Origin of the sequence: Lysinibacillus sp. A4 (assembly GCF_024919535.1) — a bacterium.
In the GTDB taxonomy this organism is placed as follows: domain Bacteria; phylum Bacillota; class Bacilli; order Bacillales_A; family Planococcaceae; genus Lysinibacillus; species Lysinibacillus capsici.
This window is the reverse complement of sequence record NZ_JANWTB010000006.1, coordinates 194,719-215,104: the sequence shown is the minus strand read 5'-3', so window position 1 is coordinate 215,104 and position 20,386 is coordinate 194,719. Positions and strand designations below refer to the sequence as shown.

The following is a 20,386-nucleotide window of genomic DNA, read 5'->3' as shown; positions in this document are numbered from 1 at the left end:
ATGATACGTCAAGAGAAAATGACGGTCGTCTCTCAAAAGCAAATTGCGACAAACATTTTCGAACTGACACTTCATGGTGAACTGGTTCAGGAGATGACTCCTGGCCAGTTTGTCCATGTAAAGGTGTCGGATTCACTGGAGCCGCTTTTACGTCGACCAATTAGTATTGCAAATATTGATAAAGACAACAATGAGTTTACAATGATCTATCGTGCTGAGGGGCGTGGTACGAAAGTTCTGGCAACAAATCGAGAAGGTCAGCTGGTCAACGTACTTGGACCAATTGGGAATGGTTTCCCAGTAGAAGCGGTGCAGGAGGGAGGTACTGCACTACTAGTTGGTGGTGGCATTGGTGTCCCTCCATTACATGAGCTAGCCAAGCAATTGAATGCTCGTGGTGTGAAAACAATCCACGTCTTAGGCTTCCAAACAAAAGACGTCTGCTTTTATGAGGATGAATTTAGTGCACTTGGTGAAACGCATTATGTGACGGTGGATGGCTCGAAAGGCACAAAAGGCTTTGTAACAACGGTTTTAGAGTCGCATGCACCAGTGTTTGATGTTTTTTATTCCTGTGGTCCATTACCAATGTTAAGAGCATTAGAAGGCTTTTATCCTGAAAAAGAAGGCTATTTATCATTTGAAGAGCGTATGGGCTGTGGTATTGGAGCTTGCTTTGCATGTGTATGCAAAACAACCGATCAGGTTGAAAAAGACTATGTTAAAGTTTGTTCTGATGGTCCAGTTTTCCCGAAAGGAACGGTGGCACTATGAGTCGTTTAACAATTCAAATACCAGGCTTAGATTTAAAAAATCCTATTATGCCAGCCTCAGGTTGCTTTGGCTTTGGTCGTGAATATGCACAGCTTTATGATTTATCTAAACTAGGGGCTATCATGATTAAGGCAACAACGGTCGAAACGCGTGCAGGTAACCCTACGCCACGTGTTGCCGAAACAGCAGCGGGGATGTTAAATGCCATTGGTCTACAAAATCCGGGCATTGAAAAAGTGATGAATGAGGAATTAAAATTTTTAGAGGATTATAATGTGCCCATCATCGCCAATGTTGCTGGAACAGAGACAGCAGACTATGTGGAAGTAGCACGCCGTATTTCAGCAGCACCGAATGTCAAAGCATTGGAGTTAAATATTTCTTGTCCAAACGTGAAATGTGGTGGTATTCAATTTGGAACAGATCCTGCTACAGCACGCGAGCTTGTCAAGGCTGTCAAGGCTGTGTCAGAAGTGCCAGTCTATGTGAAGCTATCACCAAACGTGACGAACATCGTTGATATTGCCCTAGCTGTTGAAGCAGGTGGAGCAGATGGTATTACCATGATTAATACATTGGTTGGTATGCGTTTAGATGAGCGTACAGGTAAGCCAGTCATAGCTAATGGCACAGGTGGACTATCTGGTCCTGCTGTAAAACCTGTAGCAATACGAATGGTTTATGAGGTGTACAAGGCTGTCAATATTCCGATAATTGGTATGGGCGGTGTAACGGAAGCACAGGATGTCATTGATTTTATGTCCGCAGGTGCTTCAGCTGTAGCAGTAGGAACAGCTAACTTTGTTGACCATTTCGTTTGCCCGAACATTATTGAAGAATTACCAGCAAAGCTGGATGCATTAGGTGTAGAACATATAACAGAGATTATTGGAAGGAGCCATCGTTGATGAATACGAAGCCTATACTAGCTCTAGATTTTCCAGGAGAAAAAGAAGTATTCGATTTCCTTAAAAAGTTCGATGAGCCTCTTTTCGTGAAAATTGGAATGGAATTATATATGCAAGAGGGACCTGATATCGTACGCAAAGTAAAGGAGTTAGGTCATGATATTTTCCTTGATTTAAAATTACATGATATCCCGAATACAGTAGGCTCTGCGATGAAGGGTCTAGCAAAATTAGGGGTAGATTTAGTCAATGTCCATGCTGCAGGCGGACGTCCTATGATGGAAGCAGCTCTAGAAGGACTTGAAGCAGGAACACCAACAGGCAAACAACGTCCTGCACTAATAGCCGTTACACAATTAACATCCACAACAGAAGAACAAATGCAAGCAGAACAAAAAATTGCTCTTTCATTGAAAGAGTCTGTCCTACACTACGCAGGGCTGACAAAGGAAGCAGGTTTACAAGGTGTTGTTTGCTCTGTCCATGAGGCTAAGGCGATTGCTGAGGTGTGTGGAGATGAGTTTCTACGTGTCACACCTGGAATTCGTTTAGCTGGTGGTGCTGCACACGATCAAAAACGTATAGCAACACCTGATGGGGCAAAGCGTGATGGTTCATCACTCATCGTTGTGGGCCGTGCTGTAACAGGTGCACAGGATCCAGTAGCAGCATATAAAATCGTAAGTGAATTATGGGAGGCATAAATTATGACATTACAAAATGAAATTGCACACGCTATGTTAAAAGTTGGAGCTGTAGAATTAAATCCTACAGAGCTATTTACATGGGCATCTGGTATTAAATCACCTATATACTGTGATACACGCTTAACAATTTCCGATCCAGTTATTCGTAAACAATTAGCAAATGGTTTAGCCTCTGTCATCAAAGAAAACTTCGGAGCGACAGAAATTGTAGCAGGAACAGCTACAGCAGGTATCCCACATGCGGCGTGGGTAAGTGATATTTTAGAATTACCAATGGTTTATGTACGCTCTAAAGCGAAGGAGCATGGCCGTGGTAATCAAATTGAAGGAAAATACGCAGCAGGACAAAAAGTAGTGGTTGTGGAGGATATCGTCTCTACAGGTGGTTCTTCCATTACAGCAGTAGAAGCATTGCGTGCAGCAGGCTGTGAGGTGCTTGGAGTTGTTTGTGTTTACACATATAATCTTCCACGCGCTGAACAAGCATTTGATGAGGCTGGCATTCAATACGTATCATTAACTAATTTTGATTATCTGATTGAAGCAGCAAATGAATCAGGCGCTATCAAAGAAGAAGATATTCCATTCTTAAAAGAGTGGCATGGAAAATTAAAAGCTGGAGAATTGTAAAAGTAGTAGTAAAACATAGAGTTACTGGAATATAAAAGAGAGCAAATGCATAGAAACAACTATCGATACTTTTGTTGATAGTTGTTTTTTGTGTTTTTTCGACGTAGTCAAAGGAAAATAAACTTTATTAACTTTTAAGAGAAGTATGGCCTATAGATTAAAGAAATTGTAAAAATAATTTATTTTTTTAATGTAATATAAAACACTTCATTTGTTTAGTGCTTTAGTAAATAAAATTATTCGTTAATAATAATTAGGAAAATTTAGTATCATTCTATGAATTAAATAAACAATAAAAATCCTTTTATAATCATGTTTTCCAAATAAAAGTAAATTTTGACATAGTATGTGTGGATCAAATGAGTAGGTTATTATTATTTTAATAAAATAAAAAAATGATACTTTAGGCAAATAAAGTTGAAAATGAACTAATATTCAGTATGGTAAAATCTAAAACATCCAATCTGAAATGGTATAGTTGTATGGATTATTTTGTATGTAATATTATAAGAATTGTAAAAATTCACTTGATTAAATGTATTATTTCCAGATAAAATAGCATTACGCCTAATTGTCAGAATATTATATACCGATCCAGTTACTATTACATTTGGAAAATAGGGTCAATTTTATGTAATGAAGATGTACTCTTTAAAATTTGGTGTTTTTTTTAGGTAATATAATTTTGAAATAGGTTTAACATCTTATGATCTAATTTTTCGGAATATTGAATCTTATGAGGGAAGCCAAAAGCTAATTTCTATTTACATCTTTTACTTAAAGAATACATTTTAGACATATGTTTCTGTTGCTTACATAAAGGATGTAGTGATTTTTAGTAAAAAAATTAAAGGTGTGATATTAAATGAGCTTAATGTTAGAAGTGAAAAACCTTAAAACTGGTTTCGATATAGATGGGGATATCTATCATGCTGTTGATGATGTTTCTTTTTCAGTCAAATCAGGTCAAATTATTGGGGTAGTTGGAGAATCTGGATGTGGAAAAAGTGTCATGTCACTTTCAGTTATGCAGCTTCTTCCAAAAGGGATTGGCAAAATCACAGGCGGAGAAATTAAGTTTGAAGGAAAAAACATCGAAAATTATTCTAGCGATGACATGAATAAGATTAGAGGAAAAGATATCAGTATGATTTTCCAAGAACCCATGACATCATTAAATCCCGTTTTTACAATTGGTTCACAAATACAAGAGATTATCTTAAATCACTCTAAAATCTCAAAGGCTGAGGCTAAAAGTAAAGCAATTGACTTATTAAAACAAGTCGGCATACCCAGAGCGGATCAAATTGTAGATGAGTATCCTCACCAATTATCTGGTGGAATGAGACAAAGGGTTATGATTGCCATTGCCATTGCATGTCAACCTAAACTATTAATTGCAGATGAGCCTACTACGGCACTTGATGTAACGGTGCAAGCTCAAATCTTAGAGCTATTAAAGACAATTCAAGCAAAAAATGATATGTCCATCGTACTTATTACACATGATTTAGGCGTCGTAGCCGAAATGTGTGATGAAGTAATTATCATGTACGCGGGGAAAATTGTAGAAAAAACAAATGTAGATAATTTGTTCCACAATCCGCAGCATCCTTATACAAAGCTATTAATGGCTTCTATACCAAGAATCGATGAGGAAGTTGAAAAGTTAACGACCATTCAAGGGATTGTACCTTCATTGAAAAATATGCCCCAAATAGGTTGCCGTTTTGTGGATAGATGTCCTTCAGCTATGCCTGATTGTAGCAAGGTTACGCCGCAACTTTCCTTTATAGATGATGGACATGAGGTATCTTGTTTACTTTATGAAAGTTGCGATACTAGAAAGGGTGTGAGCTGACAGCATGAATGAAACAAGCGTAAAACAAAAAAAGGATAACTTATTAGAAATAATTGATTTGAAAACATATTACCCAATCAAAGGTGGCTTCTTAAGGCATACTGTTGGTCATGTAAAAGCAGTGGATAACATTTCTTTTTCTATTAAAAATGGCGAGACATTAGGGTTAGTTGGAGAATCGGGTTGCGGAAAATCGACAACTGGACGGACAATTTTAAGATTATTAGACTCGACGGATGGAAAAATTATCTTTGATGGTAAAGATATTACAAACTTGAGAGGGAAATCTTTAAGAGATATACGAAAAGATATTCAAATGGTATTTCAGGATCCATACGCATCTTTAAATCCTATGCAAATGGTAGGAAGCATTGTTGCAGAGCCAATTATGAATTTCAGTAACAAATCATTGAAATCATTAAAAGGCGAGGTAATGGAGCTATTAAGAAAAGTCGGCTTACCTGAAGATGCCTATTATAAATATGCTCATGAGTTCTCAGGTGGTCAGCGCCAGCGTATTGGTATTGCTCGGGCACTTGCACTTAGACCAAAGCTTATTATTGCAGACGAGCCTGTTTCAGCCTTAGATGTATCAGTACAATCACAAGTTCTTAATCTATTAAAAGAACTTCAGGATGAGTTTGATTTAACATTCCTGTTTATCGCACATGATTTAAGTGTGGTCAAGCATATGAGCGATCGAATTGGCGTGATGTATCTAGGAAATATTGTAGAAATAGCTGATAAGGAACATATTTACGATGAGCCATTACATCCTTATACACAAGCATTGATCTCTGCAATACCTGTGCCAGATCCGAGAAAGAAAAATAGTCGTATTGTTTTAGAGGGAGATATACCGAGTCCTGCTAATCCACCGTCAGGCTGTCCATTCCATCCAAGATGTCCAAAGGCAATGGCAGAATGTTCATTATCTAAGCCAGCTTTAAAGGAGGTGAAGTCGGGGCATAGTGTTGCTTGTCATTTATATTAAAAACTAAAAACGGAAAATAGTTATTGACAAAAATAAAATTACGGGGGGAAAAAAATGAAAAAATCAGCATTATGGTCATTTATGCTATTGCTAGTTATGGCATTATTTTTAGCTGCATGTAATAATGACTCATCAAAAACAGAGAAGGAAAATGAAAAGGATACAAGCGGGGATACAACGACAACAACAGATGAACCTTCTACAGAGGGTGGCATCGTAACATATGGTACAGATGTTGCACCTGAAGGCGTATATGATCCTGCTTATTCAGGTAGTATTGTAGACAGCTATATTCAAAATTTCACAATGGAAGGTATTTATGATGTAAATGATGACTTAGAATATGTTCCAAACTTAGCTTCATGGGAAATTAGTGAGGATAAATTAACGTATACGTTTACATTCCAGAAGGGTGTAAAATGGCATAATGGTGAGGAATTAACAGCTGATGACTGGGTTTTTGCTTTAGAAACTCTTGCGCATCCTGATTATGCTGGACCTCGCTACAATTATGTTGAGGGAATTAAAGGTGCCAAAGCTAAAAAAGAAGGTAAGGCTGACAAAATCGAAGGTATTGAAGTAGTAGATCCATACACTGTAAAAATCACTTTTGAACAAGTGAAAATTAATAATTTAGAAAATCTATGGTCAAATCCAATGCCGAAGAAACATTATGAAGGTATTGCTGTTAAGGATTTAGAGGAGTCAAAGCAAGTTCGTGAAAATCCTGTTGGCTTAGGGCCATTTAAGGTGAAAAAAGTTGTAGATGGAGAATATTCTGAATTAGAGCGTTTTGATGATTACTGGAAGGGCAAACCACAGCTTGATGGTGTTATTGTAAAAGTAATTGACCCATCATTAGCAACTGGTGCATTCCAAAATGGAGAAATTGACATTATGGATATTAGACCACAATCCGTAAAAGAATTAGAAGCATTAGGCAATGTACGTATTGAAGAAACTAATGGTGTGGGCTATTCATACATCGGACTTCGTTTTGGTCATCGTGATAAAGCTACATTAAAAAATGTGGCAGATTTTGATAAATTTAATGCAAAAGAATTACGTCAAGCATTATTATATGCAATTAACCGTCCAGCAATGATCGATGCTTTCTTAGAAGGAAAAGCAACAGTTGCCAACACTGTGATTCCAACTACTTTCTGGACTGCTGCACCAGAGTCAGAACTAAACCAATATGAATTCAACCCAGAAAAAGCAAAAGAGCTATTAGCATCTGCAGGTTATGTAGATAAAGATGGTGATGGTTTCGTAGAAGATCCAAAGGGACAACCATTTAAAATTTCATTTGGTCACTATGCAGGTTCAGCAGCATTTGAAGGACGTGCACAAGCAATTGTTCAATCTTGGAATGATATTGGTGTGAAAACAGAATTAGCGACAGGTAGTTTAATTGAGTTTAACTTATATAATGATATGAAAGATAATGATGATGCAGCTTTAGAGGCATTCTTCGGTGCGTGGAGTACAGGTGCTGATCCAGATCCATCAGGATTATGGGGTAATGACGCTGAGTGGAACTATGGTCGTTGGGTAGATCCTAAAAACCAAGAATTATTGGATAAAGGCTTAAGTGAAGAAGCATTTGACAAAGACAAACGTATGGCAACATATGTTGAATGGCAAAAATACTTCAACGAAGAATTACCTGCACTTCCTTTATGGGAAAACTTAGATTTATATGGTATTAATAACCGTTTACAAGGTGTTCATGTCAACGCTGTTGGCTTCCAAACGGATGTTTATAAATGGCATATTAAAGAATAAGCTAATTTGTACTTTAATTCTTGCTAACTAAGTCCTTGAAAAGAGGACTTAGTTAGTAAATTTATAGATAAGGAGACGTTACATGCTTCAATATACACTTCGACGACTACTTGGCATGATCCCATTGTTACTCCTTATTTCGTTGGTGGTATTCTTTTTAGCGAAAATGATGCCAGGAGATGCATTTGCTGGTGAAATTGATCCTTCTAATACGAATCCACAATATATCGAGGAAATGAGAGAAAAATTAGGCTATAACGATCCTATTATCCAGCAATACGGTAGATGGATTGTTAATTTTATGCAAGGGGATTTTGGTAAATCAACTGTTTATAAGAAACCAGCGGTAGAAATTATTGCGCAGCGTATACCTAATACCATATTTTTAGCTTTAACATCGTTAATTTTTACCTACATATTTGCATTTATCATGGGCATGTATGCTGGTAGAAAGCCCTATACACTTGGGGATAATTTGATTGCAACGTATAATTATCTAGCTTTAGCCATTCCGTCATTTGTTGCGGGAATTGTAGCCATTTACTTTTTCTCGTTCAAGTTAGGTTGGTTCCCATTTAACGGATCTGTTGGTGTAGGGCTAGAGCCTGGAAATTTGGACTACTATATAAGTAGATTCCACCATGTTTTACTACCTGCGCTTATATTAGGATTGATGGGAACAGCATCCTATACACAATTTTTGCGGAATGACATTATTGAAAATAGTAGAAAAGATTTTGTAAGAACTGCGAGAGCAAAGGGAACAAAAGAATCGAAAATTTATAACAAACATATTTTACGAAATTCTATTATTCCTCTTATTACGTTCCTTGGGTTTGATATCGCAACATTAATTAGCGGTGCAGTAATAACAGAAACGATCTTTACGTATCCTGGAATAGGTGCTCTCTTCCTTGAATCAGTTGGAAGAAGGGATTATGCAGTCATGATGTCGATCACAATGTTACTTTCGTTTTTAACACTTTTTGGAAATTTAATAGCGGATTTATTATATGGTGTAGTAGATCCACGTATTAGATTGGATTAAGGAGGGGGAAATATGACATTGGTAACGGATCAAGAAGTTTTAACGCCAAAATCGCCAAAGAAAAGCCCCTCGCCATGGGTAATTGCGAGACGAAAGTTCTTTAAAAATAAACTAGCCTTGATTAGCCTTATATTTCTACTGATCGTTATTATCTTATCGTTTCTAGCACCATATATTACAACTAAAGATATTGTCCGGGTTGATTTTACCCAAATAAGTAAACCACCATCTAGTGAAAATTGGTTAGGAACAGATACAAATGGACGAGATGTGTTTACAAGAATGCTCTATGCTGGTCGATCCTCCTTAACAGTAGGATTAAGCTGTATGTTCTTTATTGTTTTAATTGGAACTACAGTCGGCGCTATTTCAGGGTACTTTGGTGGAAAAATAGATCAAATACTCATGAGATTTACAGATTTTATCTTAATGTTTCCATTTATGATTTTTGTAATTGTTTTAAATCAAATTCTAATTGGAAAAGTATCTGGTCTATGGACTTTGATTTTTGTTATCTCACTATTAATGTGGGGATCAGTTGCAAGGATTGTACGAAGTAGGGTGCTTGCTGAAAAGGAAAATGAGTATATATTAGCAGCTCAATCAATAGGATGTAAATCATCAAAGATTATTATGAAGCATTTACTACCTAATGTTGCTTCGACGATTATTGTACAAGCAACATTGCTGATGGCTGTAACAATCGTCGCTGAATCTGGTTTAAGCTTTTTAGGGTTAGGCGTACCAGCAGATACGCCAAGTTGGGGGAATATGCTGTCCGAAGCTAGAAACTCAGAGGTATTAAAGGAGAAGCTTTGGATGTGGGTGCCTCCTGCAACAGCTATTACGCTAGTAATTTTGTCCATTAATTTTATCGGGGAAGGCTTAAAGGATGCATTAAATCCAAAATCCAGAAGGTAATCAAAAAATGGATATTAAATAAGTGACAAGAAAATAGGGCACCTTTAAATGTAAAAGTAATCACATTTAAAGGTGCCGAATTTTATAAAGGATAATAGTTTAATACATAGTAATATTGATTGTCCTTACAGAGACCATAGAGACCTGGAAATAATGTTTTGAGAGCAACTATTATGGTCTAATCACACAAGGCTTTGGACTGTGGCATGGACCAGGATAGGCAGATGCTGTGGTAGAACCAACACTAATTAATACGATTGTAAAACAACATGTAGCAAGAAGAAGTTTCATACTTTTTTTCATTGGACTACACCCCTTTATTCGTGTTAACTCTATCATAATATATTCGGGAAATTATTTAAACTAATTTTACAAAAATGGTATTTATTAACTATTTATTTTGTGTAAAATAAAAGAGTGAAGGGAATTAGAGTCTACTAAAAGGTTGTAAGTTTATTTAGGTTTCATTGACGGGGATATTGGGTAACAAAGAAGTAAATAAAAAAACTCCCATCACAGTTTTTGTACTGTCGATAGGAGTTATAGCTTTTAGCGATTACCAACCCAAGTTTTTACTAGATCAGCAGTACCATAAACATAATGCTGGTCACCTACTTCATGGTAGGTTGCACTTTCGTCAACCTCTGTATGCTTGTACTGAATACGTTGACGGCGCTTCTCTGACATTGGATCAGGAAGTGGGATAGCTGATAATAAAGATTTTGTATACGGATGAACAGGGTGATTGTAAATATCATCTGCTTTACCGATTTCCATGATTTTACCACGGTACATTACAGCAATACGGTCACTGATGTATTTTACCATAGATAAGTCATGGGCAATGAAAAGATATGTTAAGCCACGTTCTTTTTGTAATTCTTTTAGTAAGTTTACAACTTGTGCTTGGATCGATACGTCCAGAGCAGAAATTGGCTCATCGGCAATGATGAATTTCGGGTCTAGGCTTAATGCACGTGCAATTCCTATACGTTGACGTTGACCACCAGAGAATTCGTGCGCGTAACGATTCGCGTGCTCTTTGTTTAAACCAACAGCTTCAAGTAACTCTTGGATTTTTGCACGACGTTCTTTTTTATCCTTGTAAAGGCCATGAATATCAAAGGCTTCTCCAATGATCTCACCAGCTGTCATACGAGGGTTTAAAGAAGCATAAGGATCTTGGAAAATCATTTGCATTTGACGGTTAAATTTCTTTAACTCATTTTTAGATTTTTTTCCATGGACATTTTCACCATCGAAAACAATCTCGCCACCTGTAATATCATATAAACGAATAATTGAACGACCAGTTGTTGACTTACCACAACCTGATTCACCCACAAGACCAAGTGTTTCACCTTCGTAAACATCAAAGCTGATACCATCTACAGCTTTAATAGGATTACTTGGCGAACCAAAATGCTGCTGTAAATTTTTGATTTCAAGAATTTTTTTCGCACCAGTTTTAGTCATTTTCTTGTGCCTCCTTTGCTAAATACCCTTCAATACGTTTAGCAACCGCATCTGGAAGAGGAATCTTTGGTGCATCAGGATGCAACAACCAAGTCTTTGCAAAATGTGTTTCGCTTACTTGGAACATTGGTGGCTCTTGTTCATAATCAATCGCCATAGCATACTCGTTACGAGCTGCAAATGCATCACCCTTAGGTGGATTTGTAAGATCTGGTGGTGAGCCTGGAATGGTACGTAATAGCTCATCAGTATCATTATCTAAATCTGGCATTGAACCAAGTAGACCCCATGTGTAAGGATGCTTTGGATTATAGAAAATATCATTTACAGTACCATATTCAACGATTTGTCCAGCGTACATTACTGCTACACGGTCAGCGATATTCGCCACTACACCTAAATCGTGTGTAATGAAAATGATAGATGTTTTCGAGTTTTTCTGAATTTCTTTCATTAATTCTAAAATTTGCGCTTGAATGGTTACGTCTAGAGCTGTTGTTGGCTCATCTGCAATTAATAGCTTAGGATCAGCTGCAAGGGCAATGGCAATAACAACACGTTGACGCATACCACCTGAAAATTCATGTGGGTATTGGTTATAGCGTTTTTCAGGGAAGGGGATACCTACCTGTGTTAAAAGCTCAATCGCACGTTTTTTCGCTTCATTTTTAGAAACTTTTTTGTGTTGCAAAATTACTTCAGTTATTTGACGTCCGACCTTCATTGTTGGGTTCAAACTTGTCATAGGATCTTGGAAAATCATTGCAATTTCATTTCCGCGTACTTTAGACATTTCTTTATCAGTTAATGGAACTAAATCACGACCATTAAATAAAATTTGTCCTGACTCATAAATACCAGGTGGCTGTGGAATTAGTTTCATTAATGCATTACTCGTAACACTTTTACCAGAGCCTGATTCACCTACTATAGCGAGTGTTTCACCCTCCTTTAAATCAAAGTTAACACCACGCACAGCATGGACAAGCCCTGCATAAGTTTTAAAGTTAATTCTTAAATCTTTTACTTCTAGAACTGTTTTACTCATTTTGGCCACCTCCTTATTTACGTAGTTTTGGATCTAGAGCGTCACGTAAGCCGTCACCAACTGCGTTAAACGCAAAGATTGTTAGTGAAATAAATACCGCAGGGAAAATCAAGCGCCATGGGGCATTCGCAATGGCTTTATTACCATCAGAGGCCATTGTCCCCCAAGAAGCTGTTGGAGCAGGCACCCCAAGACCAAGGTAGCTTAGGAATGATTCGGTGAAAATAGCAGATGGAATTGTTAGCGTCATCGTTACTAAGATTGCACCAAGGGCATTCGGTACCAAGTGTTTGATAATTAAATGGCCTGTACTAGCACCTAATGTACGAGCAGCAAGAACATACTCTTGATTTTTAATAGATAATACTTCACCACGAACGATACGAGCCATGTTAATCCATCCAGTGATGGACAGGGCAATAATCATAGGAATTAAACCAGGTTGCATAACAACTAAAAGTACGATTACTACTAAAAGGTAAGGTACTGCTGTTAAAACGTCAGCAATACGCATCATGATGTTATCAACGCGACCACCTGCTAAGCCTGAAATACTTCCCCAAATAACACCGATAATTAAGTCAATAATCGCTGCAGCAATTCCGATAAATAGGGAAATACGAGCACCTTCCCAAATACGAACGAAAATATCACGACCAAGGTCATCCGTCCCGAACCAAAATTGTGCAGATGGTGGTGCATTGAAAACACCCAGTTGATCACTTGATTTATACTGAGAAAACATTGGTACGAATGTAGCCATTAAAATAACAATGATTAAAATGATTACCCCAATGATGGCTAATTTATTATGAGAGAAACGGAGAAATACTTCTTTCCAAAAGGAGACTGATTTGTCAGCTAACTTATCCGTTGCTTCATGATTGCCACCAACAATTTTAAATTTATCTTTTTCAATTTGTTGCTGTGTCATTATTTTTTCGCTCCTTTCAGTTTAATACGCGGGTCAATCACGCTATATAGAATATCAACGATTAATACCGCAAATAAAAGGATGATGGAATAGAACACCGTCGTACCCATAATGACTGTATAGTCACGGTTTGTAATACTTTGAACGAAGTGTTTACCAAGTCCAGGAATAGCGAAGATTTGTTCAACAATGAAACTACCTGTTACAACACCAGCTGTTAATGGACCAAGGTATGTTACGACTGGTAGAAGGGCATTTCGTAATGTATGACGGAATACGATTGTCCATTTTCCAATACCTTTCGCACGAGCCATTTTTACATAATCACTATTGTTTTGTTCAAGCATACTAGAACGTGTTAATTTTGCAATAAAGCCCATGTGAGAGAAAGCGATTGCAAGAGCTGGCAATATACTATAGACGAAGCCCTTCCAGCCACTAATCGGGAACCAGCCTAGCTTGAAGGCTAGGAAATACTGCATTAAACCTGCTAAGATAAATGAAGGTACTGATATACCGAGCACCGCAAAGGACGTTGCCAAATAATCCGGGAACCTATTATGATATAGCGCGGAAACTACGCCAATTAATACACCGAATCCAACTGCTAATAGCATAGCTTCAATCCCTAATGTTAATGAAACAGGGAAACTTTCAGAAATCATATCATTTGTAGAACGCGCTTTATATTTCATTGACTCACCGAAATTGAATGTGGCCGTATCGATTAAATAATCTTTATATTGTATATACCAAGGGTTATTTAATCCATACGTTTCGTTTAACTTCTCCTCAATTTGAGGTGGGAAATTACGTTCACTCGCAAAAGGACTACCAGGAGCGAGACGCATTAAGAAAAACGTAACCGTTACGATGACGAAAAGCGCGAGAAGTATATACATCAGCCTTTTCAAAATATATTTAATCACATAAAACTCCTCCTTCTATTTGTCAATTTTCAGACAAATATATGCCTTCGTATTTTAAAAAGAGCTGACTCGTGCCGAAGTGGCTACGAGGCAGCTCTTCGCTGTAGAGCTAAATAAGCGAAAGGTTGTTGATTATTTCTCTACTTTAACCTCTTTAAGAGAGATGTTACCAAGGATGTCTGCCTTCATATCTTTCACATAATCTTGTACTACAGAAAGGTTCGTGTAGTAGTAGATTGGAACAACTGGGAACTCAGAAACAGCAATTGCTTCAGCTTGTTTTAAAAGCTCAAGACGCTTGGCTGGATCTGCTTCTGTATTAGATTGATCTAATAATTTTTTGTATTCTGCATTTTCCCAACCTGTATCATTGTTACCGTTTGCAGCAGTGTCATACATTTCTAAGAAAGTATAAGCATCGTTGTAGTCACCAACCCAGCCCATACGGCCAACTTGGTAATCTAATTGGTTAAGTTTTTCTAAATATACTTGCCATTCAGAGTTATCAAGACTTACAGTGATACCAAGGTTTTTAGTCCAGCCCTCTTGAACGAATTGTGCGATAGCAGCGTGTGCTTCACTTGTGTTGTAAGAAAGGTTAATTTTAATATCTGCTGGGTTTGTAATTCCAAGTTCTTTCATACCAGCTTCAAGTGCTGCTTTAGCACCTTCGATATCATTATCTTTGTAGTAACCACGGTCTTCTTCAAAGCCATGAACTGCGATAGGAACCATACCTAATGCAGGTTTTTGCTCACCTTTAGTAACATTATCAATTAAAGTTTGACGGTCAACTGCTAATGCTAACGCTTTACGGATGTTAGCGTTTCCAGTGATTTTATCTTTTGTATTTAGCTTGTACCAATAAACAGAAGCTTGGTCTTCAATACGTAATTTCCCATCTGCTTTGAATCCATCGATTGAGTCAAGTGCCACAGATTGGAAAGGTGCCCCTACATAATCAAGTTCTCCAGCTTTGAAGCTTGTAGCTACAGTTGTTTCAGATTCAACCATACCGATATTAACAGTCTCTAAAGAAACTTTATCAGCATCCCAGTATTCTGGGTTTTTCTTTAATACGATTGTATCATTGTGTCTCCATTCAGCTAATGTGAAAGGACCGTTTGTAACAAAGTTTTCACCAGCATCTGTGTACCACTCATCATTACCTTCAACTACTTTTTGGTTTAATGGTGCATATGTTTTGAATGCTGTTAATTCTAAGAAGTAAGGTGTTGGATTTTCTAAAGTTACTACTAATGTTTTTTCATCTTGAGCTTTAACGCCTACATCATCAGCAGAACCTTCACCGTTGTTATATGCTGTAGCACCTTTAATTGGGTAAAGGATTGAAGCATATTCAGAAAGATTGTCTGGGTTTAATGCCCATTTCCAAGCGTATTCGAAGTCACCAGCTACTACTGGATCTCCGTTTGACCATTTAGCATCACGTAATTTGAACGTGTATGTTTTTAAATCTTCACTAACTTCCCAGCTTTCAGCAGCAGCAGCAACTGGACGAGCGTCTGCATCAAGTGTTGTTAATCCTTCAAAAGTATTTGTAAGAATAACACCAGAAGTTGTATCTGTTGCTAATGCAGGATGAAGTGATGGTGGCTCAGAAGCTACAGCTACATTTAATTCGCCGCCTGAAGTTGTTTCAGAAGAACCTGAATCTTTTTCATCGTCTTTTGATTTGTCAGACGAATCTCCACCGAAGCCACATGCAGCAAGTACTAAAGAAAATACTGCAAGGACTGTTAGTAATAAAAACTTTTTGTTTTTATTCATGTGAATCCCCCTTATACAATTTTTAAGCCTTTTGTGAAGCTCCTATTTAATATACCAAAAAAATCATTGTGTACAAAATAAAAAAGATTCGAATTTATATAGTATTATCTGACATTTAGGAGAATAATAAATTTTTCCGATTTATCACGCTAAAGAGGCGAAGTGTATATATATTAAAAATTTGATATTTACTTATTCTGAATATCAAAAATAAAGTAAAAATAAAAAAATGATTTACTATACGGAAAATTCCTATTTTTTTGATAATATTATCGATATTTGAAAAATGAATCAAAAGTCATGGATGTAATACCTTGAGGAATTTGTATAGATTTGTAGAAAATCTATGTAAAACTCAGTGAATTAGATTCTTTTACAGGCAATTTCTTGTAATTTATTATCGCAAAACATGAATATTTTTATCTATTAATGATATATAAGAAACTTGTTTTGTATTTTTCTAGGATTATCCATTTGTGGGGAAGGAAAAGAAAAAAATGAGCATTTGTATGAAAAAAGGTACCCATACTAAGAAAAAATTGGATTTAGTGACAAGCTAGTTTACGAGATTAAGTTTTTTTGAAATAATTTTAGAGCTAGTTGTATATACATGCATATATGCAGTTGGTTACTGTTTTATTCATCAGTCAAAAAAGAAAAGAAATGCTTCATTTAGCCTTATATTCTTTCTCAGAGAACCGTTTAAATCGTATTGTTTTTTTGAGGATGTCATTTGTCTTACTGAAGAGGATTGATAATGCAAATAATTACTAAAAATCAGTTTATTCATCGAATGAAAACGTTAACAATAGCTATTCAAGAGGATATTCTTCCGCATTTTAAGTGGTGTACTATGAAAAAAATATAAAAAAACAGTGCATCCCAACTATAAAATGCACTGTTTTCTATTTAAAGTTTAAATTGATTGATTTGATTCTGTAAATCTAAGGACTTTTCACTTAGATCTGCGGCAACTTGGTTTACTTGTTGTACTGTTATAGATTGTTCTCTTGTTGCTGAAGCTACAATTTTTGTATTATCCGCGCTCGTTGAAGCACCATGGGCGATTTCTGCAACGGATGCTGCAACCTGTTCAGCGCTAGCTGAAATTTCTTCAGAGGTAGCTGATATATCTTCTATCTGATCTGTCATCGTATTAATTGCTTTCACAATTCCTTCAAAGGCTTGTCCTGCATGTCCAATGATTTTAACGCCCTCTGTGACAGAATGAAGTCCATCAAAGACAGCTTTTTCTACATTATGTGTATCCTGTTGAATATCTAGGGTTAAGGCAACGATTTGGTTGGCGGATTGTTTTGATTCCTCAGCTAACTTACGAACCTCATCTGCTACTACCGCAAATCCTTTGCCATGCTCTCCAGCTCTAGCCGCTTCAATGGCTGCATTGAGTGCCAATAAATTTGTTTGATCGGTAATGGCTGTAATAACTGCTGTGATCTGACTAATTTCATCTGACTGCTTACTCAATTTTTGAACAAGATTATTAATCGTTTGTGTTGATTCATGGATGACGTTCATTTGTTGCTGAGCTTCTTCTACCGTCTCGTTTCCATTTGTTGCTAATTCAGAAGTTGTTATAGCGTTTTGATGTAGTTGTTGAGTTGCCTCAGCTATTCGTTGAACACCTACAGCCGTTTCATCCATTGCGTGTGCGCTTTCGTTAGCTGCAACTGTAGCTGTCACTGCAGCATCAGCTGTATCATTAATCCGTATTGTAATTTCATCAGCAGTGGCAGTAATTTCTTCAGTTGAGGCAGAAAGTTCCTCTACTGAAGCTGTTAAATGCTCCGCATTGTCCTGTATATGCGTTAATAAATTTTTCAGATTACCCTTCATGGCATTAAAAGATGCTGAAAGCTGACCAATTTCATCTTTTGATTGATGGGTAATATCTGGATGAATTAATTCACCATTAGCTACATGGTTTGCTGCCAGAACGACAGATTTTAAAGGGCGTGAGATTGTTCGTTGTATATAGAAAATAAGGAAAATACCTAGAGCGATACCAATAATGATTGCGATAATGGAAATAAGTTGGGAATTAAACACAGCCTGTTTAGATTCTTTTGTCACAATATCTAGTTGTTCCTTTTGATAGGTTCCAATTTTATCGGATACATCTTGTATACCTTTATTAGCTTGTTGTACTTCACCATTTACCTTCTGCAAAGCACCTTCTAGATTACCAGCTTCAAATAGAGCTATTGCTTCGGTTGCTGCCTTGTTAAAAGTATCATTATAAACTTTTAATTCCTGTGCATATGTTTCCATTTCGGCTGAATTCGATTTTTCAATGATTTCTTCTACATGTGTGTCGAGCATACTTGCATATTTTGAGAAACTCTCTTTGTTAGCAGGTTTGTCTTCGATGATGATGGCACGAATGAAAAGACCTTGCATAGCCATTTCGTATTGAATATCATCTGCTAATTCTACAAGGGCAACATGTCCTTCTAATGCATTTTCAATCTTTTTTTCAATGTTTGAAAATAACAGGAACATAATGAACAAAGAAATGATTAATGTGAGAATAATTGCAAAGAAACCAAAGCTTAATTTTTTACCTACAGACATATAGATACGCCCTTTCCTTAAATGCTCTATAAAATTTTTTATACTTTAATTTAGCGTTTCTCAGTAGTAGAAGTCAATATTCGTTGAAGGAAACAGTGCAGATTATTCATGTGCTTTTATATTGTTATTATAATAAGGAAGATTGTCTGTAAAAATCAATCAAAAGAAGGTTGTTTTCATCGTTTTATAGTACTGATTACGTGTACGCGTTATAAAAAAGAAGAAACCGATACAATTTGTATCGGTTTCTTCCTTTATGACTGTTTCTTTAACTGTAAAATGACTGCCTCATCAGGGTCAATATACAGTGTCTTTTGTTCAAAATAGATGACGAAACCAGGTTTAGCACCATTTGGTTTTTTGACCTGTCGTATTTCGGTATAGTCTACAGGGACAGAAGAGGATTCTCTGGCCTTAGAAAAATAGGCGGCTAATGTGGCAGCTTCTCGCAATGTCGTTTCATCTGGTTCACTTGAATGAATGACAACATGAGATCCAGGAATATCTTTTGTGTGTAACCAAATATCAGTTCGTTTTGCTAGTTTAAATGTCAGCATGTCATTTTGTTTATTGTTTTTCCCAACAGAGATTGTTACACCTGTAGAAGAAACATAGCGTTCTGGTTCAGGTTTTGCTTGTTTTTTCTTTTTCTTCGCATGACGTAGTTTTAAGTAACCTTGCTCTGCTAGCTCTTCACGAATTTCCTCAATATCTCCAGGGGAAGCCTGCTGAACTTGCTGAGCTAGCATTTCGAAGTAAGAAATTTCATCAGTTGTTTTTTCTAGCTGCTCTTGAACCATGACTAAAGCATTTTTTGCCTTTGTATATTTTGTATAATAGCTTTGGGCATTTTCAATCGGTGTTTTACGTTCGCTTACTGGAATCGTTATTTCTTCGCCAGTTTCACTATAGTAATTTGTAACAGTAACTTCCTTAACTCCTTTTTCAAAGGCATAGATGTTAGCCATTAATAGCTCACCATATAGTTGGAATTGATCGAGCTTGGAGGCACGTTCATAATCCTTTGTTAATTTTTTTGTTTTTAAAGCTAGTTTATCAATCTCATTTTGTAGCCAGCGCTCTAAATCGCCTGCTTGTTGTTTTACACGATCTCGCTCTGCACGTGCAAAGAATACACGATCAAGAAGCGCATGGACATTAGGATAGATTGTTATATCCCCATCATGCAAGTGCGTTAATTCGATAGGGGAAAAGTATACTTTCTGATTAAAGAGTACGTACATAGGCTTTATTCCACCGTTCGCAAAGGCGGTCATAAAATCCTTGAAACATGCTAGCATATTTGAAGTCGTCTTCATTCGATACAATAATTCTTCCGCGTGAAGAGGTGAAAAACCAGCTAATTGTTGCACTAGCTCTTTAGAGGTTTTTCCTTCAGCAAAAAATGCTGTTAGTTCTTCATCTGTCACTGTTAAAGGATTCCATTTGTTTTGTGGGGGTGGCGCAATATACGGTTGCCCTGGTAGTACAGTACGGAAGCTATTGACTGAAGGCGGTAGATGTTTTAGGCTGTCAATAATTTTTCCCTGCTCTTGATCAATCAACAGTAGATTACTATGTCTACCCATAATTTCAGCATGTATTTCTCTTACAATTGGATCTCCAATTTCATTTTTACTTTCAATTTCTACTATTATAATGCGATCAAAATCACGCTGTTTTATAGAAGCAATAAAACCACCCTCTATATGCTTACGCAAAAGCATACAAAACATTGGCGGCTCTGCTGGATTTTCAATCACATGTTCAGTAAGGTGTACACGTGCATAAGAAGAGTGGATGGAAAACAGTAATTTATGATTCTTTCCGTTCGCTCGCACATGTAAAATAACTTCTTGTGCATTAGGTTGATGTATTTTGGTAATCCGACCAGTGACTAGCTGTTGTAGGTCGGCAGTTATTGAATAAGTAAATAAGCCATCAAATGCCATATGAATTCCTCTTTCCAACGATATCAAGCA

At 36.8% G+C, this 20,386-nt stretch carries 16 protein-coding genes; 9 read left to right on the top strand and 7 right to left on the bottom strand.

All coding sequences use genetic code 11. The features are described from left to right. From NY607_RS14125 to opp4C, 9 genes are all read left to right on the top strand, one after another. The gene (locus NY607_RS14125) at positions 1 to 774 is read left to right on the top strand and encodes a dihydroorotate dehydrogenase electron transfer subunit (RefSeq protein ID WP_259419887.1); all 774 of its coding nucleotides are present in this window, start codon (positions 1 to 3) and stop codon (positions 772 to 774) included. After that, positions 771 to 1,682, top strand: a complete 912-nt coding sequence (locus NY607_RS14120; RefSeq protein WP_259419886.1) for a dihydroorotate dehydrogenase — start codon at positions 771 to 773, stop codon at positions 1,680 to 1,682. The genes NY607_RS14125 and NY607_RS14120 overlap by 4 nt, the downstream gene beginning before the upstream one ends. Continuing rightward, on the top strand, positions 1,682 to 2,386 hold the full coding sequence (pyrF, locus tag NY607_RS14115; protein WP_237899585.1) for an orotidine-5'-phosphate decarboxylase: 705 nt from the start codon (positions 1,682 to 1,684) through the stop codon (positions 2,384 to 2,386). Before NY607_RS14120 ends, pyrF begins: the two co-directional genes overlap by 1 nt. A 3-nt stretch (positions 2,387 to 2,389) precedes the next feature. Continuing rightward, the gene (gene pyrE / locus NY607_RS14110; RefSeq protein ID WP_016994265.1) at positions 2,390 to 3,019 is read left to right on the top strand and encodes an orotate phosphoribosyltransferase; all 630 of its coding nucleotides are present in this window, start codon (positions 2,390 to 2,392) and stop codon (positions 3,017 to 3,019) included. A gap of 865 nt (positions 3,020 to 3,884) precedes the next feature. Continuing rightward, positions 3,885 to 4,880 carry an ABC transporter ATP-binding protein gene (locus NY607_RS14105; RefSeq protein WP_048395394.1) on the top strand — a complete coding sequence of 332 codons (996 nt, stop codon included), beginning with the start codon at positions 3,885 to 3,887 and terminating at the stop codon, positions 4,878 to 4,880. A gap of 4 nt (positions 4,881 to 4,884) precedes the next feature. Further along, positions 4,885 to 5,874, top strand: a complete 990-nt coding sequence (locus NY607_RS14100) for an ABC transporter ATP-binding protein (protein WP_237899587.1) — start codon at positions 4,885 to 4,887, stop codon at positions 5,872 to 5,874. Positions 5,875 to 5,928: 54 nt separating this feature from the next. After that, on the top strand, positions 5,929 to 7,662 hold the full coding sequence (gene opp4A, locus NY607_RS14095) for an oligopeptide ABC transporter substrate-binding protein (RefSeq protein ID WP_237899590.1): 1,734 nt from the start codon (positions 5,929 to 5,931) through the stop codon (positions 7,660 to 7,662). Positions 7,663 to 7,744: 82 nt separating this feature from the next. Beyond that, the gene (opp4B, locus tag NY607_RS14090) at positions 7,745 to 8,710 is read left to right on the top strand and encodes an oligopeptide ABC transporter permease (RefSeq protein WP_016994271.1); all 966 of its coding nucleotides are present in this window, start codon (positions 7,745 to 7,747) and stop codon (positions 8,708 to 8,710) included. A 12-nt stretch (positions 8,711 to 8,722) separates the two neighbouring features. Continuing rightward, a complete protein-coding gene (opp4C, locus tag NY607_RS14085; RefSeq protein WP_048395389.1) occupies positions 8,723 to 9,631 on the top strand; it encodes an oligopeptide ABC transporter permease in 909 nt (302 codons plus the stop codon). A gap of 549 nt (positions 9,632 to 10,180) precedes the next feature. Here opp4C and NY607_RS14080 read toward each other — a convergent pair. The 7 genes from NY607_RS14080 to NY607_RS14050 all read right to left on the bottom strand — a co-directional run bounded on the left by NY607_RS14080 (position 10,181) and on the right by NY607_RS14050 (position 20,356). Then, positions 10,181 to 11,107: an ABC transporter ATP-binding protein gene (locus tag NY607_RS14080; protein WP_131521606.1), complete on the bottom strand. Its 927-nt coding sequence runs from the start codon at positions 11,105 to 11,107 to the stop codon at positions 10,181 to 10,183. Beyond that, positions 11,100 to 12,155, bottom strand: coding sequence for an ABC transporter ATP-binding protein (locus tag NY607_RS14075; protein WP_131521605.1), 1,056 nt, complete (start codon positions 12,153 to 12,155; stop codon positions 11,100 to 11,102). The genes NY607_RS14080 and NY607_RS14075 overlap by 8 nt, the downstream gene beginning before the upstream one ends. Positions 12,156 to 12,168: 13 nt before the next feature. Further along, a complete protein-coding gene (locus NY607_RS14070) occupies positions 12,169 to 13,089 on the bottom strand; it encodes an ABC transporter permease (protein WP_131521604.1) in 921 nt (306 codons plus the stop codon). Further along, positions 13,089 to 14,018, bottom strand: coding sequence for an ABC transporter permease (locus tag NY607_RS14065; RefSeq protein WP_131521603.1), 930 nt, complete (start codon positions 14,016 to 14,018; stop codon positions 13,089 to 13,091). Before NY607_RS14065 ends, NY607_RS14070 begins: the two co-directional genes overlap by 1 nt. Positions 14,019 to 14,150: 132 nt before the next feature. After that, on the bottom strand, positions 14,151 to 15,809 hold the full coding sequence (locus tag NY607_RS14060; protein WP_237899592.1) for a peptide ABC transporter substrate-binding protein: 1,659 nt from the start codon (positions 15,807 to 15,809) through the stop codon (positions 14,151 to 14,153). 909 nt (positions 15,810 to 16,718) lie between these two features. Further along, positions 16,719 to 18,404, bottom strand: coding sequence for a methyl-accepting chemotaxis protein (locus tag NY607_RS14055; protein WP_131521601.1), 1,686 nt, complete (start codon positions 18,402 to 18,404; stop codon positions 16,719 to 16,721). Positions 18,405 to 18,658: 254 nt separating this feature from the next. Next, the gene (locus tag NY607_RS14050; protein WP_259419885.1) at positions 18,659 to 20,356 is read right to left on the bottom strand and encodes an Rqc2 family fibronectin-binding protein; all 1,698 of its coding nucleotides are present in this window, start codon (positions 20,354 to 20,356) and stop codon (positions 18,659 to 18,661) included. Positions 20,357 to 20,386 lie beyond the last annotated feature (30 nt).

What these genes read in the sequence shown, in the direction of transcription:
- NY607_RS14105 (WP_048395394.1), top strand. Translation starts at nt 3,885, where the DNA reads ATGAGCTTAATGTTAGAAGTGAAAAACCTTAAAACTGGTTTCGATATA.
- NY607_RS14060 (WP_237899592.1), bottom strand. Translation starts at nt 15,809, where the DNA reads ATGAATAAAAACAAAAAGTTTTTATTACTAACAGTCCTTGCAGTATTT.
- pyrF (WP_237899585.1), top strand. Translation starts at nt 1,682, where the DNA reads ATGAATACGAAGCCTATACTAGCTCTAGATTTTCCAGGAGAAAAAGAA.
- NY607_RS14055 (WP_131521601.1), bottom strand. Translation starts at nt 18,404, where the DNA reads ATGTCTGTAGGTAAAAAATTAAGCTTTGGTTTCTTTGCAATTATTCTC.
- NY607_RS14100 (WP_237899587.1), top strand. Translation starts at nt 4,885, where the DNA reads ATGAATGAAACAAGCGTAAAACAAAAAAAGGATAACTTATTAGAAATA.
- NY607_RS14120 (WP_259419886.1), top strand. Translation starts at nt 771, where the DNA reads ATGAGTCGTTTAACAATTCAAATACCAGGCTTAGATTTAAAAAATCCT.
- NY607_RS14070 (WP_131521604.1), bottom strand. Translation starts at nt 13,089, where the DNA reads ATGACACAGCAACAAATTGAAAAAGATAAATTTAAAATTGTTGGTGGC.
- opp4B (WP_016994271.1), top strand. Translation starts at nt 7,745, where the DNA reads ATGCTTCAATATACACTTCGACGACTACTTGGCATGATCCCATTGTTA.
- NY607_RS14125 (WP_259419887.1), top strand. Translation starts at nt 1, where the DNA reads ATGATACGTCAAGAGAAAATGACGGTCGTCTCTCAAAAGCAAATTGCG.
- opp4A (WP_237899590.1), top strand. Translation starts at nt 5,929, where the DNA reads ATGAAAAAATCAGCATTATGGTCATTTATGCTATTGCTAGTTATGGCA.
- opp4C (WP_048395389.1), top strand. Translation starts at nt 8,723, where the DNA reads ATGACATTGGTAACGGATCAAGAAGTTTTAACGCCAAAATCGCCAAAG.
- pyrE (WP_016994265.1), top strand. Translation starts at nt 2,390, where the DNA reads ATGACATTACAAAATGAAATTGCACACGCTATGTTAAAAGTTGGAGCT.
- NY607_RS14080 (WP_131521606.1), bottom strand. Translation starts at nt 11,107, where the DNA reads ATGACTAAAACTGGTGCGAAAAAAATTCTTGAAATCAAAAATTTACAG.
- NY607_RS14075 (WP_131521605.1), bottom strand. Translation starts at nt 12,155, where the DNA reads ATGAGTAAAACAGTTCTAGAAGTAAAAGATTTAAGAATTAACTTTAAA.
- NY607_RS14050 (WP_259419885.1), bottom strand. Translation starts at nt 20,356, where the DNA reads ATGGCATTTGATGGCTTATTTACTTATTCAATAACTGCCGACCTACAA.